Source organism: Streptomyces sp. NPDC059166, assembly GCF_042755185.1.
Classification (GTDB): Bacteria; Actinomycetota; Actinomycetes; order Streptomycetales; family Streptomycetaceae; genus Streptomyces.
Window position 1 is genome coordinate 88,086 of sequence record NZ_JBHZCI010000005.1, and the last position, 18,873, is coordinate 106,958.

The following is an 18,873-nucleotide window of genomic DNA, read 5'->3' on the forward strand; positions in this document are numbered from 1 at the left end:
TCCTTTCCGGGGACAAGCCGCATGACAGGCCCGCGCCTAGCGTGATCGATGTGGTTAAGCTCTCCGTCATCGTGCCGTTCTTCAACGTGCAGACATACGCGCCCGACACCCTCAGAAGCCTGCGTGCGAACGCCCGCAAGGATTTCGAGTTCATCCTCGTGGACGACTGTTCCACCGACGGGACGGCCGACATCCTGAACCGCGCGCGGGACGACATCCCAGGGGCGGTCGTCATCAGGCACGAGAAGAACGGCGGGCTCGCGACCGCGCGGAACACCGGTCTGGACGCCGCGAGCGGTGAGTTCATCACCTTCCTGGACGGCGACGACTGGCTCGCCCCCGGTTACTACGAGCGGCTGCTCGCCTCCGCGGAGGATCTGGGGTGCGACTTCGTCCGCGCCGACCACGTGCAGGTCACCGGCAGGGCACGGACCGTGCACCGGGTTCCGCACGGGCTGCGGGGCGTCCCGTTCAGCCCGCGCGCCGCGATCCTCCCGCCCGACCGCACCACGTCGGTCGACTACCCGTACGCCTGGGCCGGCATCTACCACCGCCGTCTCGCCGACCGGGGGCTGCTGCACTTCACGGACGGCCTTCGGACGGCCGAGGACCGGCCCTGGATCTGGAGGCTGCACCGGGAGGCGGAGTCCTTCGCCGCCGTCGGACTGCTCGGGGTCTTCTACCGGCGCGGTGTCGCCTCGTCGCTGACCCAGATCGGCGACGTGCGGCAACTCGACTTCATCAAGGCCTTCGACCAGGTCATCGAGGAGACGTCCCGGGACCCCGAGGCGGACAGACTGCTGCCGAAGGCCATCCGGACGTACGCGGCCGTCATGGCACACCACCTCGACTCCATCGAGAGGTTCGAGCCGCCCGTGGCGCGCAAGCTGCGCTCCATGAGCGCGGCCGCCCTCCAGCGGCTGCCGCAGGACCTCCTCAGCAACACCCTCGACTCACTCGGCGACCAGCGTGCGGCACGGCTCCGCAGGCTCCGTCGCCGTACGGTCCCCGCGCGGACCGTTCCCTCCGTCACCACAGGAGCAACCGCCTGATGTCCGGCCGCAGTTCCACCCAGCTCTTCTTCGCCTGCTCGCAGTACGCCGCCGCCACCGTCACCGCGGCCATCAGGGCGGGCCAGTTCGGCCCCCGCGACGAGCACCGCCGGATCCTGGTCGTCAGCGACACCTCGTACGCACCGGAGGTGGGAACGCCGCTCGACCGGATGGACGGATTCGAGTGCCTGCGACCCGAGTTCGACACCGTGCTCTCCTGGAACGAGTTCATCCACCCCTTCCACCCGGCGGGCTGGTTCCCCCGTGAACAGGACACCCTGCTCTGGGAGCGGTACCTGCGCCTCGCCTGGGACATCGGCGACGGCCCCGTCGAGATCGCCTGCGAGTCCATCCAGGCGAACCCCTCGAACGCGGTGGCGAAGATCTTCGGCGAGAGCCCCGTACACGTGTACGCGGACGGCCTGATGAGCTACGGACCGACCCGGAGCAAGATCGACCCGCTGATCGGCACCCGGGTGCAGCGGCTCCTGCACCTGGACCTCGTCCCGGGTCTGCGGCCGCTGCTGCTCTCCGAGTTCGGCGTCGAGGCGGAGGTCGTCCCGACGGCCGAGTTCCTCAAGGTCCTCTCCGACCTCGCGGACTCGGCACCGGAGTTCGCCACGGGCCGGGGCCAGGAGGCCCCCGCGCTGCTGCTCGGCCAGTACCTGTCGGCGATCGAGGTCCTCACGCCCGCCGAGGAGGAGGACCTCCATGTCCGGATGCTGCGCGGCGCCGTCGCCCTCGGCCACCGGGACATCGTCTTCAAACCGCACCCCTCCGCCCCGGCGGGGTGGTCCCGCGTCCTGGAGGAGGAGGCGGAGCGGCTGGGCGCCGAATTGACCGTGCTGGACGCCCCGGTGATCGCGGAGGTGGTCTACCAGCGGCTGAACCCGGCCCTCGTCGTCGGCGCGTTCTCCACCGCCCTGCTCACCGCGGCCGCCTTCTACGGCCTCCCCGTGGCCCGGCTGGGCACGGACATCCTGCTCAGCGGCCTGGTGCCGTACCAGAACAGCAACCGGGTGCCGGTCACCATCGTCGACACGCTGTTGCCGGACCTGGACGACACCGCGGCGGTCACCGCGTGGAGCATGCCGGACGAGACGACGGTCCAGGCGGAACTCACCGGGCTCGTCACGGCTGTCGGCTTCGCCATGCAGCCGAAGATCTATCCGGAACTGCGCCCCTCGGCCGAGGTGTTCCTCGCCGCGCAGCCCGCGTCCGTCCGGGACCGCTACTTCAGGCGGCGCCGGCTGACCGCGCTCGCCCTGCCCGGGGCGCTGCCCTCCCAGCTCGACTTCATCCCCCGCAACCCCACCGTGCGCCGTTTCGCACGGCAGGCCCGCACCTGGCAGCGCGCGGCGAGCCGCCGCATGCCGGGAGCCCGCCGGGTCAACGGCAGCTGAAGCCAACCAGTGACCGTACGTCTTCCCGGGGGGAAGACCGTGGAAGACGTGGAAGGACCACCCGACGTGACGAGCGCGATACCGCTGCCGGCCGAGGCGGCGGTACCCAGCACCCGGGCCTCGCGGCCCGCCGACGCGGCCACCGCCGACGCCTCCGCACCGCGGACCCCCGCACCCAGGGCGAAAGGGCGTCTGCGCGCCCTCGACGGGCTGCGCATCCTGGCGGCCCTGATGGTCTGCCTCTACCACTACGCGGGGAAGAACGGCACGGTCGCCGAGTCGTGGGGCCAGTCGCCCGGCCTGAAGTTCCCCACCCTGTCGGCGGCCGCGACGTACGGCTGCCTCGGCGTGCAGCTCTTCTTCATCATCAGCGGCTTCGTGATCTGCATGAGCAGCTGGGGCCGCAGCCCGGGAGACTTCTTCCGTTCCAGGGTCGCCAGGCTCTATCCCGCCTACTGGGCGGCGATCGTGATCATCACCGCGGCCGCCGTGCTGCTCCCCGTGGTGGTCCACCCGCTGCGGCCCGACGAGCTCCTCGTCAACCTCACCATGCTCCAGCAGCCGATGGGCGTGGACCGGGTCCTGGGAGTGTGCTGGACGCTCTGGGTGGAGATGCGGTTCTACCTGCTGTTCGCCGTCTTCGTGGTCTGGCGGGGCGTGACCTACCGCCGGGTGGTCGTCTTCTGCGTCGCATGGACGTTCGCCGGCGTCTTCGCCCGGATCGCACAGACACCGCTCACCGACGCCCTCGTGATGCGGGACCACGCGCCGTACTTCATCGCGGGGCTCGCCTTCTACCTGATCCACCGCTACGGCAGTGATCTCCTGCTGTGGGGGATCGTGCTGACCAGCTGGCTCCTGGGCCAGCGCTATTCGGTCACCGCGCTGTGGCACCCCGGCATGGAGGGGGACTTCGCCCGCTCCCCCTACGTCATCCAGGCGATCGTCACCCTTGCGTTCATCGCGGTGGCCGCGGTGGCCCTGGGCTGGCTGAACTGGGCGAACTGGCGCTGGCTGACGGTCGCGGGCGCGCTCACCTACCCGTTCTACCTGCTGCACGAGCACCTGGGCTGGTTCGCGATCCGCGTCATGAACCGCGCGCTGCACCTGCCGCCGTACGTGACGCTGGCCGCCTCGGTGACGTCCATCCTGCTCCTGGCCTACCTTCTCCACCGCCTGGTGGAGAAGCCGATCGGCCCCCGCCTGAAGCGGGCCATGGCGGCCCAGGCGGCCCAGATCCCGTTCCGCGAGCGCCTGGGCTGAGCCGGGGCACGCCTGTCACACCACCGTGTCCATGACGCCGTTGGACGGCGGGGATGTTGGAACGCGGGTGGACCTCTGGACCGAAACCGCCCCGGAAGACGTAGCAGGGCGCTTCGGGACCGCGCTCCAGGAAGGGGCACAAGCCCCGAGAAGGGCTGATGGAGACGGCTCTCCGGCCTCCGCAGCTCTTCTTTCGACTATCACGCCACTGTGATCGGAAGCCCCGCCGACTGTCTCGGCGGGGCTTGCGATCTGCTGCGTCCACACCCGGCATCGGCGCTCACACACTCATCGCCCAGGGCCTGGCCGGCCAGCCGAGAACATGGGGGTGGCCAACGAGTTCACCCTGGTGCGCCGCGCCCTGACGACGGAGGAACTGACGGCTCTGCGCACCCGGAACGCCGACCCGGGGACGGCGACGACCGCACGGCTCCCCTTCGAGACCGTGACGGCGTCGGGCTACGCCCGCATGTGAGGCGGCGCGGTGGCGGCGAGGCATGCCTGGCCCGCCGTCACCGCGCGCCCCGGCCCGGTCACCTCACCCCGTACCGCGCCTCGATCCCCGCGACGACGATCCGCAGGCCGTCCTCGAAGCGTTCGTCGTAGTTCGTGAAGATCTCCGCGCCCGCCGCAGCCGCGAGCGGGTAGCGCCGCAGCCGCTCGGCCCGCTCCTCGACGTCGTATCCCTCGCGGCGCTCGTCGGGCATGGGCTTCACGCCCTGCTCCTCGGTGACGAAGCCCATCGTGTAGGCGTTCACCGTCGTACCCGCGCGCACCGCCTGCCACAGCTCGAACCCGGCGTCGACCATGGTGCGCAGGTGCGTCTCCAGCCCGTCGGCGTGGTCCGTGCCGGTGAACCGAGCACCGCTGTACACCTTGGCCCCGTCGCGGTAGCGCAGCAGGGCGCGACGCAGGGCACCCTGGTAGGCGGCCATCTGCTCCTGCCAGGTGCGGGGCGCGGGACCTGGCAGGTCCTCCGCGAGCATCCGGCGGTACATGACGGTGGCCATCTCGTCGAGCAGCGCCTGCTTGTCCTTGAAGTGCCAGTAGAGGGCGGGCGCCTTCACGTCCAGTTCACGGGCGATGGCACGCAGGGTGAGGCCGTCGAGGCCCACCTCGTTCAGCAGCTTGAGGCCCGCGTCGGCGACGCGCGCCCTGTCGATCTTCGTCGTACCCACCTTGACAACTTAACAGCGTTAAGCACACACTCCCAACCATGGAACTTAACAGCGTTAAGGAAACTGAGGTCCTGATCGTCGGCGCCGGGCCCAGCGGGCTCGCCCTCGCCTGCGACCTCGCGCGCCGCGGTGTCCGCGCCCTGGTCGCCGAACAGGCCTCCGGACTCTTCCCGGGATCCCGCGGCAAGGGCATCCAGCCCCGCACCCGGGAGGTGCTGGACGACCTCGGGGTCGGTGAGGCCGTACGGAAGCACGGCGGCCCGGCTCCCGTGGGGATGATCTGGAAGGGCGGCGAGCGGGAGGGCTCGTACGACATGTTCCGGCGCGCGGCGCCCACCGAGGCGGAGCCCTACGGCGAGCCCTGGGCGATGCCGCAGTGGCGGACCCAGGAGATCCTGCTCGGGCGGCTGCGCGAACTGGGCGGCGACGTCCACTTCTCGGCCGGCCTCACCGGCCTGACACAGGACGGCGACGGGGTCACCGCGCGGCTGGCCACGGGAGAGGTGCGCGCCTCGTACCTGGTCGCGGCGGACGGCGGACGCTCCACGGTCCGCCGCGCACTCGGCATCACGATGGAGGGCGAGACCGTGGACCCCAAGTCCACGCTGGTGGCCGACATCAGGATCGCCGAGGCCGCCCTCGACAGGCTGAACTGGCACATCTTCCTGCCGGAGGAAGGCATGCTCACCCTGTGCCCGCTGCCCGGAACCGCCGACTTCCAGTTGGTGGCCCAGATCCAGGAGGGGACGCCCGACACCACACCGGAGGGGGTGAGGGCGCTCGTCGCGGCCCGCACCCACCTGAGCGGGGAGGACGTCACCGAGGTCCGCTGGTCGTCGGATTTCAGGCCGCGCGCCGCGCTCGCCGACCGCTTCCGCGAGGGCAGGGTCTTCCTCGTCGGCGACGCCGCGCACGTCCATTCCCCGGCCGGCGGCCAGGGGCTCAACACCAGCGTCCAGGACGCCTACAACCTGGGCTGGAAGCTGGGCCAGGTACTGCGGCACGGCGCGCCCGCCGCACTGCTGGACACCTACGAGCAGGAACGCCGCCCGGTCGCCGCCGAGATGCTGGGCCTGTCGACGCGCATCCACCGCGGGGAGCAGGAACGCGGCGCCGCGGCGCAGCAACTGGGCCTCGGCTACCGCGAAGGACCGCTGGCGTGCGGCAGGGCGGGGCTCCTGGAGGCCGGCGACCGGGCACCGGACGGACCGGGCGGCGAAGGCGGGCGCCTGTTCGACGTCTTCCGGGGGCCGCACTTCACCCTGCTCGCGGTGGGCACGGACACCCCGCTCCCCTCGCACGACGGCCCCCTGCTGCGTGCCTGGCGGACGGAGACGGCCGGCGACGCCTACGGCAGGGGCCTCTTCCTCGTCCGGCCCGACGGCTACATCGGCTGGGCCGGCGAGGACACATCGGGGCTCGCGGAGTACGCGGCAGGACTGGGCCTTGACCTCGACTTTGCTTGAGGTCCTACGGTCCAGGGCATGGACTACTCACACGACGACGCGGGACTCGCACGCCAGCCGATCGGCTACTGGAGCTGGGCGGCCCACAAGGCGGCCGTGACCCACATCAGGACCGCGCTGGCCGGACTCGGCCTGACCCAGCCCCCCTGGTGGGTCCTCAACCAGCTCGTCGACGCGGACGAACGGGGCCGCCCCCGCGCCGAGGTGGTGGCGACACTCCGCGGCTACCTGGACGTCGGAGACGCACTGGAACCCGAGATCGACACCCTGGCGGCCCGCGGCCTGGTCACCGAGACCCCGGACACCCGCCTGCGGCTCACCGCCGAGGGGCACGCCCTGCGGGCCGAGGCGGCCGAACGGGTCGGCCGCGCGATCGCCGACATCCACGCGGGCATCACGGACGAGGAGTACGTCGCCGCGCTCAAGGTCCTCCAGCGGATGATCCACAACGTGGGGGGCACCGCGTGGCACCACTGAGCGCCACCGCCGGAAGGCTCAGACCCCGCTGACCGACAGCTTGGCCGCGAACCCCAGGAACAGCACACCGGCCAGCGAGGTCGCCCCCGCCGACAGCCGCTTGCGGCGCCGGAAGGCCGTGGCCAGGCGCGTACCGCTGAATATCAGCGTCGAGAGGTAGAGGAAGCTCCCGATCTGCAGCAGCGTGCCCAGCACCAGGAAGGACAGCGCCGGGTAGGCGTAGTCCGGATCGACGAACTGCACGAAGAAGGAGATCAGGAACAGGATCGCCTTCGGGTTGAAGATGCTGACCACCAGCGCCCGCCGGTAGGGGTGCTCCTTCCCGCCCGGGCGGGCGGCGGCGTCCTCCGGGGCGTCCGCCAGCTCGGCCACCCGCTGGTGCCGCTCGCGCCACATCGACACGGCTGCCCGCATCATGCCGATCGCCATCCAGGTCAGATAGCCCGCACCGGCGTACTTGACGATCGCGAAGAGCAGCGGCGTCGTCTGCAGGAGGGAGGCGGCGCCCAGCGCCGACAGCGTCATCAGCACCGTGTCGCCGGTCCACACCCCGGCCGCGGCCACATAGCCGGTACGCACCCCTCGCCGGGCGGCGACGGAGAGCACGTAGAGCGAGTTGGGCCCCGGGAGCAGGATGATCAGCACCAGGCCGGCGAGATAGGTCGGAAGATCGGTGACACCTAGCATGAACGGAGTGTCGCACGCGGCTACGACACTCCGTCCAGGTGGTTCACATGGCGGAAATCAGGAAGCGGCCGCGGCCGACTGCCCCACGAGGCCGGCGTACACGATGATGTTGTCCGGCCGGTGGCCGTCCTCCAGTTCACCGCCACAGGTGATGAGGCGCAGCTCGGGTCCGGCGGTGTCCCCGTAGACCTTGCCGGTCGGGAACGTGTCCTTGTCGACCTGCTCCAGCTCCCTTACGGCGAACACCGCCCGGTTCCTCAGAACGCGTCCGTCGGGACGTACGCCCCCCAGACCTCCCGCAGCGCGTCGCAGACCTCGCCCACCGTGGCCCGCGCCTTGAGGGCGTCCTTCATCGGGTACAGCACGTTGTCCGTGCCCTCCGCCGCCTTCTTCAGCTCCGAGAGCGCGGCGTCGACGGCCCCCTGGTCGCGCTCGGCACGGAGCTTCGCGAGGCGGGCGGCCTGCTGGGCCTCGATCGCCGGGTCGACACGGAGCGGTTCGTAGGGCTCCTCCTCGTCGAGGCGGAAGCGGTTGACGCCGACGACGACGCGCTCGCCGCTGTCCGTCTCCTGGGCGATGCGGTACGCGCTGCGCTCGATCTCGCCCTTCTGGAAGCCCTGCTCGATGGCGTCGACCGCGCCGCCCATGTCCTCGACCCGCTGCATCAGTTCGAGAGCCGCCGCCTCGACGTCGTCCGTCATCCTCTCGACGACGTAGCTCCCCGCGAAGGGGTCGACGGTGGCCGTCACGTCCGTCTCGTACGCCAGTACCTGCTGGGTGCGCAGGGCGAGGCGGGCGGACTTGTCTGTCGGCAGGGCGATCGCCTCGTCGAAGGAGTTGGTGTGCAGCGACTGCGTGCCCCCGAGGACCGCGCCGAGGCCCTGCACGGCGACCCGGACCAGGTTGACCTCGGGCTGCTGGGCGGTGAGCTGGACCCCGGCCGTCTGGGTGTGGAAGCGCAGCATCAGGGACTTGGGGTTCTTCGCCCCGAACTCGTCCCGCATGACCCTGGCCCAGATCCTGCGCGCGGCACGGAACTTGGCGACCTCCTCGAGGATGGTCGTCCGCGCGACGAAGAAGAAGGAGAGCCGCGGCGCGAAGTCGTCCACGTCCATGCCCGCCGCCACGGCGGTACGGACGTACTCGATGCCGTCGGCCAGGGTGAACGCGATCTCCTGCGCGGGCGAGGCGCCGGCCTCGGCCATGTGGTAGCCGGAGATCGAGATGGTGTTCCACTTCGGGATCTCGGCCCTGCAGTACTTGAAGATGTCGGCGATCAGCCGCAGCGAGGGCTTCGGCGGGAAGATGTAGGTGCCGCGCGCGATGTACTCCTTGAGCACGTCGTTCTGGATGGTGCCCGTCAGCCGGTCGGCGGCGACCCCCTGCTCCTCGGCGACGAGTTGGTAGAGCAGGAGCAGCAGCGCGGCGGGAGCGTTGATGGTCATCGAGGTGGAGACCTCGTCCAGCGGGATGCCGCCGAAGAGGATCCGCATGTCGTCGATCGAGTCGATGGCCACACCCACCTTGCCGACCTCGCCGGAGGCGATGGGCGCGTCGGAGTCGTGTCCCATCTGGGTGGGCAGGTCGAAGGCGACGGACAGTCCGGCCGTGCCGTTGGCGATCAGCTGCTTGTAGCGGGCGTTGGACTCGGTGGCGGTGCCGAATCCCGCGTACTGGCGCATCGTCCACGGCCTGCCCGTGTACATCGAGGGGTAGACCCCGCGGGTGAAGGGGAACGAGCCCGGTGCCCCGAGTTTCTCCTCGGCCCGCCAGCCGTCGAGCGCCTCCGGTCCGTACACCGGCTCGATGGGCAGTCCCGACTCGGACTCACGCGTCATGTGCTGTGCCTCCCGTACAGGCTACTTCGCGGTAACACCCTCGCGCCGGACTCTAGCCGGGGCGCGCGCCCCTGCGGGGGACCCGTGCTGGGAGGTTCCTCACAGCGGGGCGCGCACGGACGCGGAGGCTCCTTCCCGTGCGGGGATTCGGCAACCGGGCGGAGCGGGAATCCGTCCCATGAGGTGTCCGGATGAGATGTCCGGGCCGCGCGGGGACGACCGGCGCGGCCGGACGCCGGTGAGGCGGATCCAGGGGGCAGTGGATGGGACGCGTACGGAAGAACGGGCGTTCGCGCGGGATGCGTCCGGTGGCGGCCGCCGCCCTCGGTGTGCTCGCGCTCGCCACACTCACCGCGGGGTGCAAGGTGGAGACGACGGGAACCGCCGGACCCGGGACGGGTACGGGAGCCGCCACCGCGAAGCCGGTGACCCGCCCCGCGGACGACGCCAAGGCCGGCGGGGACGGGACCGGTCCCACCGCCGCCCCCTCGCCCGCACCGAGCGTGCGGCCTGATCCGGAGGCCCGCACGCTGATGTCACCCGGCGACCGGGGCGGACAGGTCCGGGAACTCCAGGCGAGACTGCGCCAGATCGGGCACTTCGACCGCAGCCCGACGGGTTACTACGGCACGGTCACCGAAGCCTCCGTGCGCTCCTTCCAGGGCAAGCGGGGCCTGGACAGGACGGGCAGGACCGACGCCGTCACCTGGGACCGGCTGCTCGCGATGACACGGGAGCCGACGGCGATGGAGCTCGACCCGCCGACCACCCTGCCGGTGGCGAAGCCGGACCCGCGCTGCCTCACGGGCCGGGTGATGTGCATCAGCAAGAACAGCCGCACCCTGTCCTGGATGGTCGACGGGCGGGTCCTGATGTCGATGGACGTGCGGTTCGGCTCGCAGTACACGCCGACCCGTGAGGGTGCCTTCTCGGTGTACTGGAAGTCCCGGCACCACGTCTCGACCCTGTACGACTCCCCCATGCCGTACGCCATGTTCTTCAGCGGCGGTCAGGCGGTGCACTACTCCTCCGACTTCGCGGCCCGCGGCTACACCGGTGCCTCGCACGGCTGCGTGAACGTCCGCGACGAGGGGAAGATCGCCTCGCTCTACGCCCAGGTGCGCGAGGGCGACAAGGTGGTCGTCCACTGAGCCGTCCCCCGGGCGTCAGCCGAGCCGCCCACCGGATCGTCGCCCGGGCGTCAGCCGGGCAGTCGTCCGGGCGCCCGCCGAGCCGGCCCCTGGTCGTCAGCCGAGCAGTCGTCCGGGCGGGGCGTCCACGAGTCGTCCGCTCGTCCACCGGGGCCGGACGGGAAAGGGGCGCGGGCGGGACCGGGGGAACGTGTCCCACCCGCGCCGGGTTGCGCCGAGCCGAAGGTACGGGGGGAACCCCGGCTCGTTGCGCGGCCGATGACCAGTCGGCACTCAGTACTGCGCCGGATCGCGCGATAGCGTTACAGGAACCGCGTCTGCCCAGGTCAGGGCGTTACTGACACGAGTGCGGGCATGTGCCCAGCCGCCGGCTCGGGGACGTCTCCGTCCTGACCCGACGCGTCCTGCGGACTCCCGGGGGACGGCGTGCTGAAGGTGATCGAGGGCAGTGCGCCCCCGCCCTCCCCGCCGTCCTTCCCGCCGTTCTCCCCGTCGTCGCCGCCGTTGCCCTTCCCGTCGTCCCGGCCGCCCTCGCCGTCCCCGTCGCCGGGCCCCAGCATGCGGTCGCAGAAGCGGTCCAGGTTCCGCCTGCCCCCGGCCAACACGAGGAGCCGGCGCTCCTCCTCCCGGCTCAGGGTGTCCGCACGATAGGCGCGGCAGGCGGCCAGTGACCTCCGGTACGCCTCGGCGGCGCCCCCCGGCTTCGTGCCGGTGTCCGGCGCGCCCTCAGGGGCCGCGCCACGGCCGGGGTCCTGGCGGCCGGTCGCCGTGTCGTCGCCCGGCCCCGGCCCTGTCGGCGCGCCGCCCCCGGCCCCGTCGGCCCCGCGCCCGGGGGCCCTGGAGGAGTCGGGCGCTCCGGAGGGGGCGGAGGGCGGCGGCGACGGGGCCACGGGGTCCGGGACCTCGACGCCGAGTTCCTCGGGGGACGCCGCCGCCGACACCGACGTGGCGGGAGCGGGCGAGCCGTGACCGCCGAAGGGCGCGGGGAGCATGCCCGTACCGGCGGCGACCGCCACCCCGCCGAGCGCGCACCCCGCGATCGACACGGCGAGCCCGTACCGCACCGGACGGGTCCATCGGGACCGCCGCCTGACCGGGGCCGTGGGCGCCACCCCGATCCGCACGGTGTGCAGGGCTTCCGGCTGCCCGGTACCGGTCTCCGAGACCGCCGCATCCGGCCGCCGGGCGCCTCGGGGGGCCTCCCGGAACGCGGCCATGACCGCTGCCTCACCCGGCAGTTCACCACCTGCGGGTCCGGGGGTGCGCAGCACCCGCAGCGCCGCCTCCAGGCGCCGGATCTCCTGGCCGGCGTGGTCGTCGACAGCCTCCACGGACTCGCCACGGAGCAGCCTTTCCGCCAATTCCGCGTCGAGCCACGCCTGTTGCTCGTCGGCCATCACATGTCCTTCTGCGTCCACGGACGCGAATGCGTCACACCGGCGGGCGCCACCGCGCCCTGTCGGCCGGGGCGTTGCTGGGGAACCGCCCCCAGCTCCGGGGCCGCCGGAGTCCCCTCCTCCGTACCATGATCGGCGCCGACCATCTCGGCGAGCCGCTTCAGCCCTCGGTGAGCCGCTGTCCGGACGGCGCCCGGACGCTTCCCGAGGGTCCTGGCCGCGCTCTTCGCGTCGAGGCCGACCACCACGCGCAGTACGACCGCCTCGGCCTGGTCCTGGGGCAGTTGAGCGATCAGGGACATGGCGCGCCCCGTGGCAAGCGACTCCAGGGCCTCGCCCGCCGTGTCGGACTCGGCGGGCTCGCCCGCCAGCTCGCTCTCGTCGCCGCCGATCGCCGGACGCCTGCCCCTCATCCGTATGTGGTCGAGCGAGCGGTTGCGCGCTATCCGGGCCGCCCACCCGCGGAACCGGTCGGCGTCCCCGCTGAACCGGCCGAGGTCGCGCGCGATCTGCAGCCAGGACTCGGACGCCACGTCCTCGGCGTCCGCGTCACCGACCAGCGTCCGTATGTAACCCAGCAGCCGTGGGTGCACGGCGCGGTACACAGTGCGGAAGGCGTCCTCGTCCCCCGCCTGCGCCGCGAGCACCGCGGCGGTCAGCTCCGCGTCGTCCCCCAGCACTCCCTCAACCCGCCCTGCTGATCCGAATCGTAGCTGGTCACCGCTACTGCGCCACCCTGCGCGACTCAGCACGCTACGTGCTCGGGTGGTACCTCGTCCATGACTTGTCCAACCTGCAACTTCCACTCGGCCCTGTGCGGTGTGACAGAAAGCGCGGTCATGACGCTGAGATGAGTACGGGGTCGCTCGCGACCCTGTGGAAGACGGCCGGGGCCTCTCCTGTGGGGGGTGGCGGCCCCGGTCGTCGTTCCCCTCTCTCACCGGCTCGGCCCGAACCGCCGTACGCGGGCGCGGACATGCCGGAGGCCGCCACCCCTCGCGAGTGCGCGAGGAGGAGCGGCCTCCCTGACGGCGGCTGAGCCCCCGGAACGGCGTCAGCCGACGGCGGGCGTCACCTGGCCGGACTGGGCCTCGGCGGCTCCGCCCTCCCGCACGACCGTGCCGGAGGCCGCGGCCCCGCGCGGGGCCCGCAGCAGGAAGAAGGCCAGCACGGCGGCCAGGAAGGTCAGCGCCGCGGCGACGACCAGGCAGAGGTGCATGCCGTCGAGGAAGGAATCCCCGACGGCGGCCCACACCCGTCCGGCCTCGGCACCCATGGGGACGCTGCCCGCGCCCCCGATTCCGCCGGCCTCCACGGCCGCCTCGACCCGGGCGCCGGTGGCGTCGGACACCCCGGCCTCGACGAGGTGACCGGGCAGCGCGCTCACGGCGCGGCTCGTGAGCAGCGCGCCGAGGACGGCGGGGCCGAGGGCTCCGCCCACCTGCCGGAACGCGTTGTTGCCCGCGGCCGCCATACCGGCGAGCCGGTGCGGGACGGAACTGACGGCGGTCGCGGTCATCGGCGCGGTGACCAGGCCCATGCCGATACCGAGCAGGACCAGCCGCCAGGACAGCGCCCCGAAGGAGGTGTCGGCCTCCGCGCCCAGCAGGAACAGCAGTGACGCCGTCACCATCAGCAGCCCCGTGGTGATCATGAACCGTGCCGGGATCCGGTGCATGAGCCGGCCGGCCGGGCCGCTGACGACGAGGGACGCCCCGGTCACCAGCAGCATCCGCCAGGCGGCGTCGAGCGTGTCGAGGTGCTGGACCATCCCGAAGTACAGGCTGAGGACGAAGAAGAAGCCGATCAGCGCCATGAACGTCACCATCGCGACGAGCGTGGTCGCGGCGAAGCCCGGGCTGCGGAAGAGCGACAGGTCCAGCATGGGGCTCGCGGAGCGTCGTTCGACGAGCGCGAAGAGGAGACCGCTGATCACGGCCACGCCGAGCGCCAGCAGGACCTCGGTCTCACCGAAGGAGCCGGCCCCGCCCTCGATGACTCCGTAGACGAGCGCGGTGATGGCGAGTGCGGCGGTGATCTGGCCCGGCCAGTCGAGGCGCCGCCCGTGCGGGGCCCGGGAGTCCTCCAGGAGGCGTACGGCGATCGCGAACGCGATCAGCGCCACCGGGATGGGGGCGACGAAGATCCAGCGCCACTCGGTGTGGGAGAGCACGGTTCCGGCCAGGAGTCCGCCGCAGGCGAGAGCTCCGAGCAGGCACATCGCCCAGATGCCGATGTACTTGCCGCGTTCCCTGAAGTCCGGGACGGCGTGGCTGATGAGGGCGAGCGTGGTGGGCAGCAGGGCGGCGGCTCCGAGGCCGGAGAGCGCCTGCCCGATCCACACGGCCTGCACGGTGCCCGCGCCGAGCGAGGTGGCCGCGCCGGCCGCCGTCAGCAGCAGCCCCGCGAGGAAGACCTTCTTGCGTCCGTGGACGTCACCGAACACGCCCGCGGTCAGGATGAACGCGGCCATGGGCAGGACGAACGCGTCCGACACCCAGGACAGTTCGGAGGTCGAGGCGCCCAGCGCCTGCTGGACGGCGGGGAGGCTCACCGACACCGTCGTCACCGGCAGATAGGCGACGAAGACCCCGATGCAGGCCATGAGGATGGTGGCCCGCCGGTGGGGGGACGGCGGCCGCACGGGCACCGGGCCGCCGGGCGGGGTGGCCTGGCCGGGCACGGTGGCCGGACTGTTGTGGGGCACGGGGACAGCTCCTTCTGAGCATGAGGCTGCGTGGCCGGCCGCCCGGCGACTTCTGCACGCCGAGCCGGACCGCCGGGGCACCCGCCCGCGGGAAGTCCGCGGGCACGGGCCCGACGGCCTCACCGCGCGCGGCCCTCACGGGCGCGTGCGATGGTCCGTCCGATCGGAATCAGCCCGGCGTCGGCCCGCCGTCAGCAGGACGCGCGGGCGGGGTGCCGCGCTCCGCCCCGGCTGCCGCGGCGGAGCCGCGTGCTGCGAGTCGGGTACGGCGTACGGCGAGCGCCCGGCAGGGCACTTCCGACGCCGTGCGGCGCAGGGTCCGTACCCTCCGACCCGGGCCCGCTCCGGGGCTCCCTCGCCCTGGCCGTTCCGCGCGACGGCCGGCCGCGACTGATTCCGCCGAACAGTCTCGGTCAGGGCGCCGCGATCCGCCCACTCCAGCCGGTCGCGGCGGTAGAAACTGGCACATGGAACCGCATCAGGAGATATTCACTCCATGATTGACGCCGTCGACTCGCAGATCCTCCATTCCCTTCAGGTCGCCCCCAGGGCGCCGTTCCGCCTGATCGGCGAGGTCGCCGGGGTGTCCGAGCAGACGGTGGCGCGTCGTTTCCAGGCGCTGCGGCGCCGCGGCGTCGTGCGCGTCATGGGACTGGTGAACCCGGAGGTGCACGGGCGGGCGGCCTGGATCGCGCGGATCACCTGCCGCCCGGACCGGATCGACGCGGTGGCGGAGGCCCTGACCCGGCGTCCCGACGTGTCGTACGCGCACCTGGCCTCCGGCGGCGCGGAGATCATCTGCACCATCAACGCGCCGATCGCCGAGGATCACGGCCTCGACCTGCTGCCGCGCCGCCTGCAGCGCTCGTCAGGCGTCCTCGGCGTGGACATGGCTCTCATGCTGCACTCCTTCTCCGCGCCCTGGGCCCACTGGACCGGCTTCGGCCCACCGCTGAGCGAGGAGGCGGTGGCGCTGCTGACCTCGCACCGCACACCCTCCGGCATGGGTCCCCGGCCCACTTCGGCGCCGGTACCGCCGAAGGAGGAGGACGCGCCCCTGCTGGCCGCCCTCGCGGAGGACGGCCGTGCGAGCCTCGCCCGGCTCGCCCAGCTCACCGGCTGGTCGGCCAACCGGGTCGCACGCCGGCTCGAAACCCTGGAGGAGTCCGGGACCCTCTACTTCGACGTGGACCTGCTCTCCGAGCGGCTCGGCTGGAACCTCCAGGCCACGCTGTGGATGCGTACCGCGCCCGCGAGCCTCCACCCGGCCGGCACCGCCCTGGTCCGCCACCCGGAGGTCGCCTTCGCCGGAGCCCTCGCCGGCGAGCACAACCTCATGGCCATCGTGATCTGCACCGATGTGCAGGACTTCTACCGCTTCCTGACGACGGGCCTCGCCGCGACCCCCGGCATCGACGGTTACACCGTCAGCATCCGCGTACGGCAGTTGAAGCAGGCGGCCTCGCTCATCACCCAGGGGCGGCTGGTGCACTGGCCCGGCGGGTGACGAAGCGGCCGCGCGGCCCTCACGGAGTCCCGTCCTCCACAAGGTCGGAACCCGTGAAGGATCAGCGCGTCCCGCAACCGTCGTGGACGATCCGAACGCCTGGATGTCATGAACAGACCGCGCATGAACCGACCGCGCATGAACCGACCGCGCATGAACAGAACGCCCGTGAACAGACCGCGCACCGCCGGACCGCGCACGCGCAGGCCCCGCTCGCACAGGCCCCGCACGCACGGACCGCCCACGCACGGACCATGACCGTGGCCGGGAGCCCGCCACCGGCCACCACCCAGCAGGAGGACCAGTGGCACGAAGTTCCCGCACCACACGCTCGGCCGTCGTCGGCGTGGCCATGGCCTTCGCGGCCGCCGGCCTCCTCGGCACCCAGCCCGCGAGCGCCGCACCGGGCCAGGCCGTCGCAACGCAGCAGCTCAGCGCCGCGGCGTACCCGGAGGTCTCCCGCGCGGAGGTCCTGCGCCGCGCGGCGACCTGGCTCACCGCGAACAACGGCGGCCCGGTGCCGTACAGCCAGACCTCGGTCTGGCGCGACGGCTACCGGCAGGACTGCTCGGGCTACGTCTCGATGACCCTCGGCCTGTGGAAGTCCGGCCCCAACACCGTCGAGCTGGCGGGCAACCGGAGTCTGACCACACCGATCACCGTGGGCGGCCTGAAGCCCGGTGATCTGCTCATCGACGCGTCCGGCAGCAACACCACCCGTCATGTCGTGATCTTCGAGAAGTGGACCGACTCCTCGCACAGCTCCTACTGGGCCTACGAGCAGCGCGGCACGTACGGCACCACCCACCGCACGCTCACCTACGGGCTGAACTCGGGCAGCGAGTACAAGCCGTACCGGGCCGTGAACATCGCCGACGGCAGCACTCCGACGCCCCCGCCGTCCACCGGGACCTGGCCGGTGCTGAAGCAGGGCGCGACGGGCACGGACGTGAGGACCGCGCAGTACCTGCTGCGCGGCCGCGGCTACGGCCTGGACGTGGACGGCTCGTTCGGGAGCGACACCTACGCGAAGGTCAGGTCCTTCCAGAGCGCGGCCGGCCTGGAGGTGGACGGAGTCATCGGCCCCCTCACTTGGTCCGCACTGATCAGGACGGTCCACCTGGGGGCCACCGGCGACGCGGTGCGCGCCGCCCAGACCCAGCTCAACGCCCATGGCTCGGGCCTCGTGGTCGACGGCTCCTTCGGCACCGCGACCGACAGCGCGACCCGCGGCTTCCAGAGGTCCGAGGGACTCGAGGTGGACGGCTCGGTGGGTCCCATCACCTGGAAGGCCCTCGTCGGCAGCTGACGGTACGCGGCTCCGCGCGCGGCGCGCGGAGCCGTCGACGGGCCGGGTCTGGTGGCGTCACCCCGGGGAGAGGTCACCGGACCGCGCACGGCCACGTGCGCGGCGGGACATCACCGCGCGCAGCACCCTCCGGCCCTCGGTCGTCAGGTCGGCCACCCGGCGCGCCCCGGTCCCCGCGCCCGGCGTCCCGGCGGTCCCGGCGGACTCCGCGAGGATCTCCAGGATCTCGGCCTGGCGGCGGAGTTCGCCCGTGACGAGCGGGCCGCACCCCACGCCGTCCTCCGCCCGGCAGCGCTCGTAGGCCTCCGCGGCCCCGGGGGCGTCGTACTCACGGTGGATGTCCAGGGCGAGGAGCGAGCAGGCGTCCGCCCACCCGCGCAGCGGCCCCTCGGCGAGGTCCCGGGGCGCGTCGGCGAGCAGCGCGCGCACCCGGGCCGCCGCGTCGTCGGCGCCCGCGGCAGCCGCCAGCGCGGCATGGGCGCCGTCGAGGCGGGCGCCCCAGTCCGCGCCGCCGGCCCACGCCACCCCGTCGGCCCGCTCCGCCGGATCGGCGCATCCGGCCCGGAGCGTGCGCAACGGCTCCGGTTCGCCTGGCTCCGGCGAGGGCAGGCAGCGGTCCAGGCAGGCGAGCCCGCTCATGGCCAGACCTCGCGCGTCCGCACGGGCGAGCAGTTCCATCAGACTCATCGTCGCCTCCACATCCGTCCCCGGGCCCCGGACAGGCAAGCCCACGGGAAGGCCCCCTTCCCGTTACCGCGTACAGCGCCGAATGGCTGAAAAGCGTCACTCAGCGGACACGACAGGTCACCCGGCGATCCGGGGAGCGGGGTCTAGATGCCCAGACGTTCCAGGAAAGCGAAGAAAAGCTCCTCCGCGGACTGCTCGGGCCGCTCGACCCGGAGCAGTTCGAGCAGTGGCCCTTCGAGGACTCCATGGCCGGATTCCGCCGCCCAGCCGACCGCCCTCGCCGCCGCGTCCTCGGGGGGCAGGAAGAGGTCCTCCGGCGTCGCGCCGTCCCTGCCGAGCAGCTCAGACATCGGCTCCCGGCCGAGGCAGGCGTACCAGGTTCCGCCATGGGGCGCGGCCGCCTCGACCGCGACGCAGGAGCCGTCCATGACGGAGCCTAGGAGAAAAGGGGAACCTGCCGCGTCGGCGAGCGCGGTCATGCTCCCGGGCGGTGGCTCGACGGGGTGGGACCAGACCTGCCAGCCGCCTGCGCGGTGCTCCCGCAGCGTCAGCCGCTCCCGCGCGTCACGCAGCGCCGGATGCTCCTTGAGCGGCTCATCGCTGCGGCCCACCACGTAAAGCCCCCAGAAACCCACGCCCTGCTCCCCCCGCGGTCCGGTCCACCATTCTGCCCGTGACACGGCGGGAAGCGGGGCGCGAACTTCCGCACCCGCGCCGGATACGGCGGCCGGGCCGCGTCCGGCCTCTCGAC

17 protein-coding genes and 1 pseudogene are annotated in these 18,873 nt (G+C 72.4%); 9 read left to right on the plus strand and 9 right to left on the minus strand.

Translation table 11 applies throughout. The annotated features are described in order from the left end of the window. The first annotated feature begins 50 nt into the window (after positions 1-50). From ACFXOA_RS05550 to ACFXOA_RS05565, 4 genes are all read left to right on the plus strand, one after another. Positions 51-1,052, plus strand: coding sequence for a glycosyltransferase family 2 protein (locus ACFXOA_RS05550; protein ID WP_385022914.1), 1,002 nt, complete (start codon positions 51-53; stop codon positions 1,050-1,052). After that, positions 1,052-2,455 (plus strand): polysialyltransferase family glycosyltransferase, encoded by a 1,404-nt coding sequence (locus tag ACFXOA_RS05555; RefSeq protein ID WP_385022916.1) that lies wholly within the window; start codon positions 1,052-1,054, stop codon positions 2,453-2,455. The genes ACFXOA_RS05550 and ACFXOA_RS05555 overlap by 1 nt, the downstream gene beginning before the upstream one ends. Positions 2,456-2,521: 66 nt before the next feature. After that, positions 2,522-3,718 (plus strand): acyltransferase family protein, encoded by a 1,197-nt coding sequence (locus ACFXOA_RS05560; protein WP_385022918.1) that lies wholly within the window; start codon positions 2,522-2,524, stop codon positions 3,716-3,718. Positions 3,719-4,046: 328 nt separating this feature from the next. Further along, positions 4,047-4,193 (plus strand): hypothetical protein, encoded by a 147-nt coding sequence (locus ACFXOA_RS05565; RefSeq protein WP_385022920.1) that lies wholly within the window; start codon positions 4,047-4,049, stop codon positions 4,191-4,193. 58 nt (positions 4,194-4,251) lie between these two features. On the opposite strand, the gene ACFXOA_RS05570 is transcribed toward ACFXOA_RS05565, so the two are convergent. Next, positions 4,252-4,896, minus strand: a complete 645-nt coding sequence (locus ACFXOA_RS05570; RefSeq protein WP_385022922.1) for a TetR/AcrR family transcriptional regulator C-terminal domain-containing protein — start codon at positions 4,894-4,896, stop codon at positions 4,252-4,254. A 38-nt stretch (positions 4,897-4,934) separates the two neighbouring features. Here ACFXOA_RS05570 and ACFXOA_RS05575 point away from each other — a divergent pair, with 38 nt between their 5' ends. Together ACFXOA_RS05575 and ACFXOA_RS05580 are read left to right on the plus strand one after the other, a co-directional pair. After that, on the plus strand, positions 4,935-6,362 hold the full coding sequence (locus ACFXOA_RS05575) for an FAD-dependent monooxygenase (RefSeq protein ID WP_385022924.1): 1,428 nt from the start codon (positions 4,935-4,937) through the stop codon (positions 6,360-6,362). An 18-nt stretch (positions 6,363-6,380) separates the two neighbouring features. After that, positions 6,381-6,839, plus strand: coding sequence for a MarR family winged helix-turn-helix transcriptional regulator (locus ACFXOA_RS05580; protein ID WP_385022926.1), 459 nt, complete (start codon positions 6,381-6,383; stop codon positions 6,837-6,839). Between the two features lie 18 nt (positions 6,840-6,857). Here ACFXOA_RS05580 and leuE read toward each other — a convergent pair whose 3' ends face one another. From leuE to ACFXOA_RS05595, 3 genes and pseudogenes are all read right to left on the minus strand, one after another. After that, positions 6,858-7,526 (minus strand): leucine efflux protein LeuE, encoded by a 669-nt coding sequence (gene leuE, locus ACFXOA_RS05585; protein ID WP_385022928.1) that lies wholly within the window; start codon positions 7,524-7,526, stop codon positions 6,858-6,860. Between the two features lie 57 nt (positions 7,527-7,583). Further along, a pseudogene (locus ACFXOA_RS05590) lies at positions 7,584-7,805 on the minus strand (sortase domain-bontaining protein); the annotation flags it as partial. Further along, complete coding sequence (locus ACFXOA_RS05595; protein WP_385022930.1) at positions 7,784-9,364, minus strand: methylmalonyl-CoA mutase; 1,581 nt, start codon at positions 9,362-9,364, stop codon at positions 7,784-7,786. The gene ACFXOA_RS05595 and the pseudogene ACFXOA_RS05590, both read right to left, overlap by 22 nt. Before the next feature lie 263 nt (positions 9,365-9,627). Between ACFXOA_RS05595 and ACFXOA_RS05600 the strand changes: the two genes are divergently transcribed. Next, positions 9,628-10,515: a L,D-transpeptidase family protein gene (locus ACFXOA_RS05600; protein ID WP_385022932.1), complete on the plus strand. Its 888-nt coding sequence runs from the start codon at positions 9,628-9,630 to the stop codon at positions 10,513-10,515. 326 nt (positions 10,516-10,841) lie between these two features. On the opposite strand, the gene ACFXOA_RS05605 is transcribed toward ACFXOA_RS05600, so the two are convergent. The 3 genes from ACFXOA_RS05605 to ACFXOA_RS05615 all read right to left on the minus strand — a co-directional run bounded on the left by ACFXOA_RS05605 (position 10,842) and on the right by ACFXOA_RS05615 (position 14,517). Beyond that, positions 10,842-11,912 (minus strand): hypothetical protein, encoded by a 1,071-nt coding sequence (locus ACFXOA_RS05605; protein ID WP_385022934.1) that lies wholly within the window; start codon positions 11,910-11,912, stop codon positions 10,842-10,844. Then, a complete protein-coding gene (locus tag ACFXOA_RS05610; RefSeq protein WP_385022936.1) occupies positions 11,912-12,592 on the minus strand; it encodes an RNA polymerase sigma factor in 681 nt (226 codons plus the stop codon). The genes ACFXOA_RS05605 and ACFXOA_RS05610 overlap by 1 nt, the downstream gene beginning before the upstream one ends. A gap of 374 nt (positions 12,593-12,966) precedes the next feature. Further along, the gene (locus tag ACFXOA_RS05615) at positions 12,967-14,517 is read right to left on the minus strand and encodes an MFS transporter (RefSeq protein ID WP_385023140.1); all 1,551 of its coding nucleotides are present in this window, start codon (positions 14,515-14,517) and stop codon (positions 12,967-12,969) included. Positions 14,518-15,115: 598 nt separating this feature from the next. Between ACFXOA_RS05615 and ACFXOA_RS05620 the strand changes: the two genes are divergently transcribed. Beyond that, on the plus strand, positions 15,116-16,126 hold the full coding sequence (locus ACFXOA_RS05620) for an Lrp/AsnC family transcriptional regulator (RefSeq protein ID WP_385022937.1): 1,011 nt from the start codon (positions 15,116-15,118) through the stop codon (positions 16,124-16,126). 304 nt (positions 16,127-16,430) lie between these two features. After that, positions 16,431-17,435 carry a peptidoglycan-binding protein gene (locus ACFXOA_RS05625; RefSeq protein WP_385022939.1) on the plus strand — a complete coding sequence of 335 codons (1,005 nt, stop codon included), beginning with the start codon at positions 16,431-16,433 and terminating at the stop codon, positions 17,433-17,435. A gap of 57 nt (positions 17,436-17,492) precedes the next feature. Here the strand turns inward: ACFXOA_RS05625 and ACFXOA_RS05630 are convergent, their stop codons facing one another. Beyond that, on the minus strand, positions 17,493-18,122 hold the full coding sequence (locus tag ACFXOA_RS05630) for a hypothetical protein (RefSeq protein WP_385022941.1): 630 nt from the start codon (positions 18,120-18,122) through the stop codon (positions 17,493-17,495). Positions 18,123-18,265: 143 nt separating this feature from the next. Beyond that, positions 18,266-18,757 carry a hypothetical protein gene (locus tag ACFXOA_RS05635; protein WP_385022943.1) on the minus strand — a complete coding sequence of 164 codons (492 nt, stop codon included), beginning with the start codon at positions 18,755-18,757 and terminating at the stop codon, positions 18,266-18,268. Between the last annotated feature and the right edge of the window lie 116 nt (positions 18,758-18,873).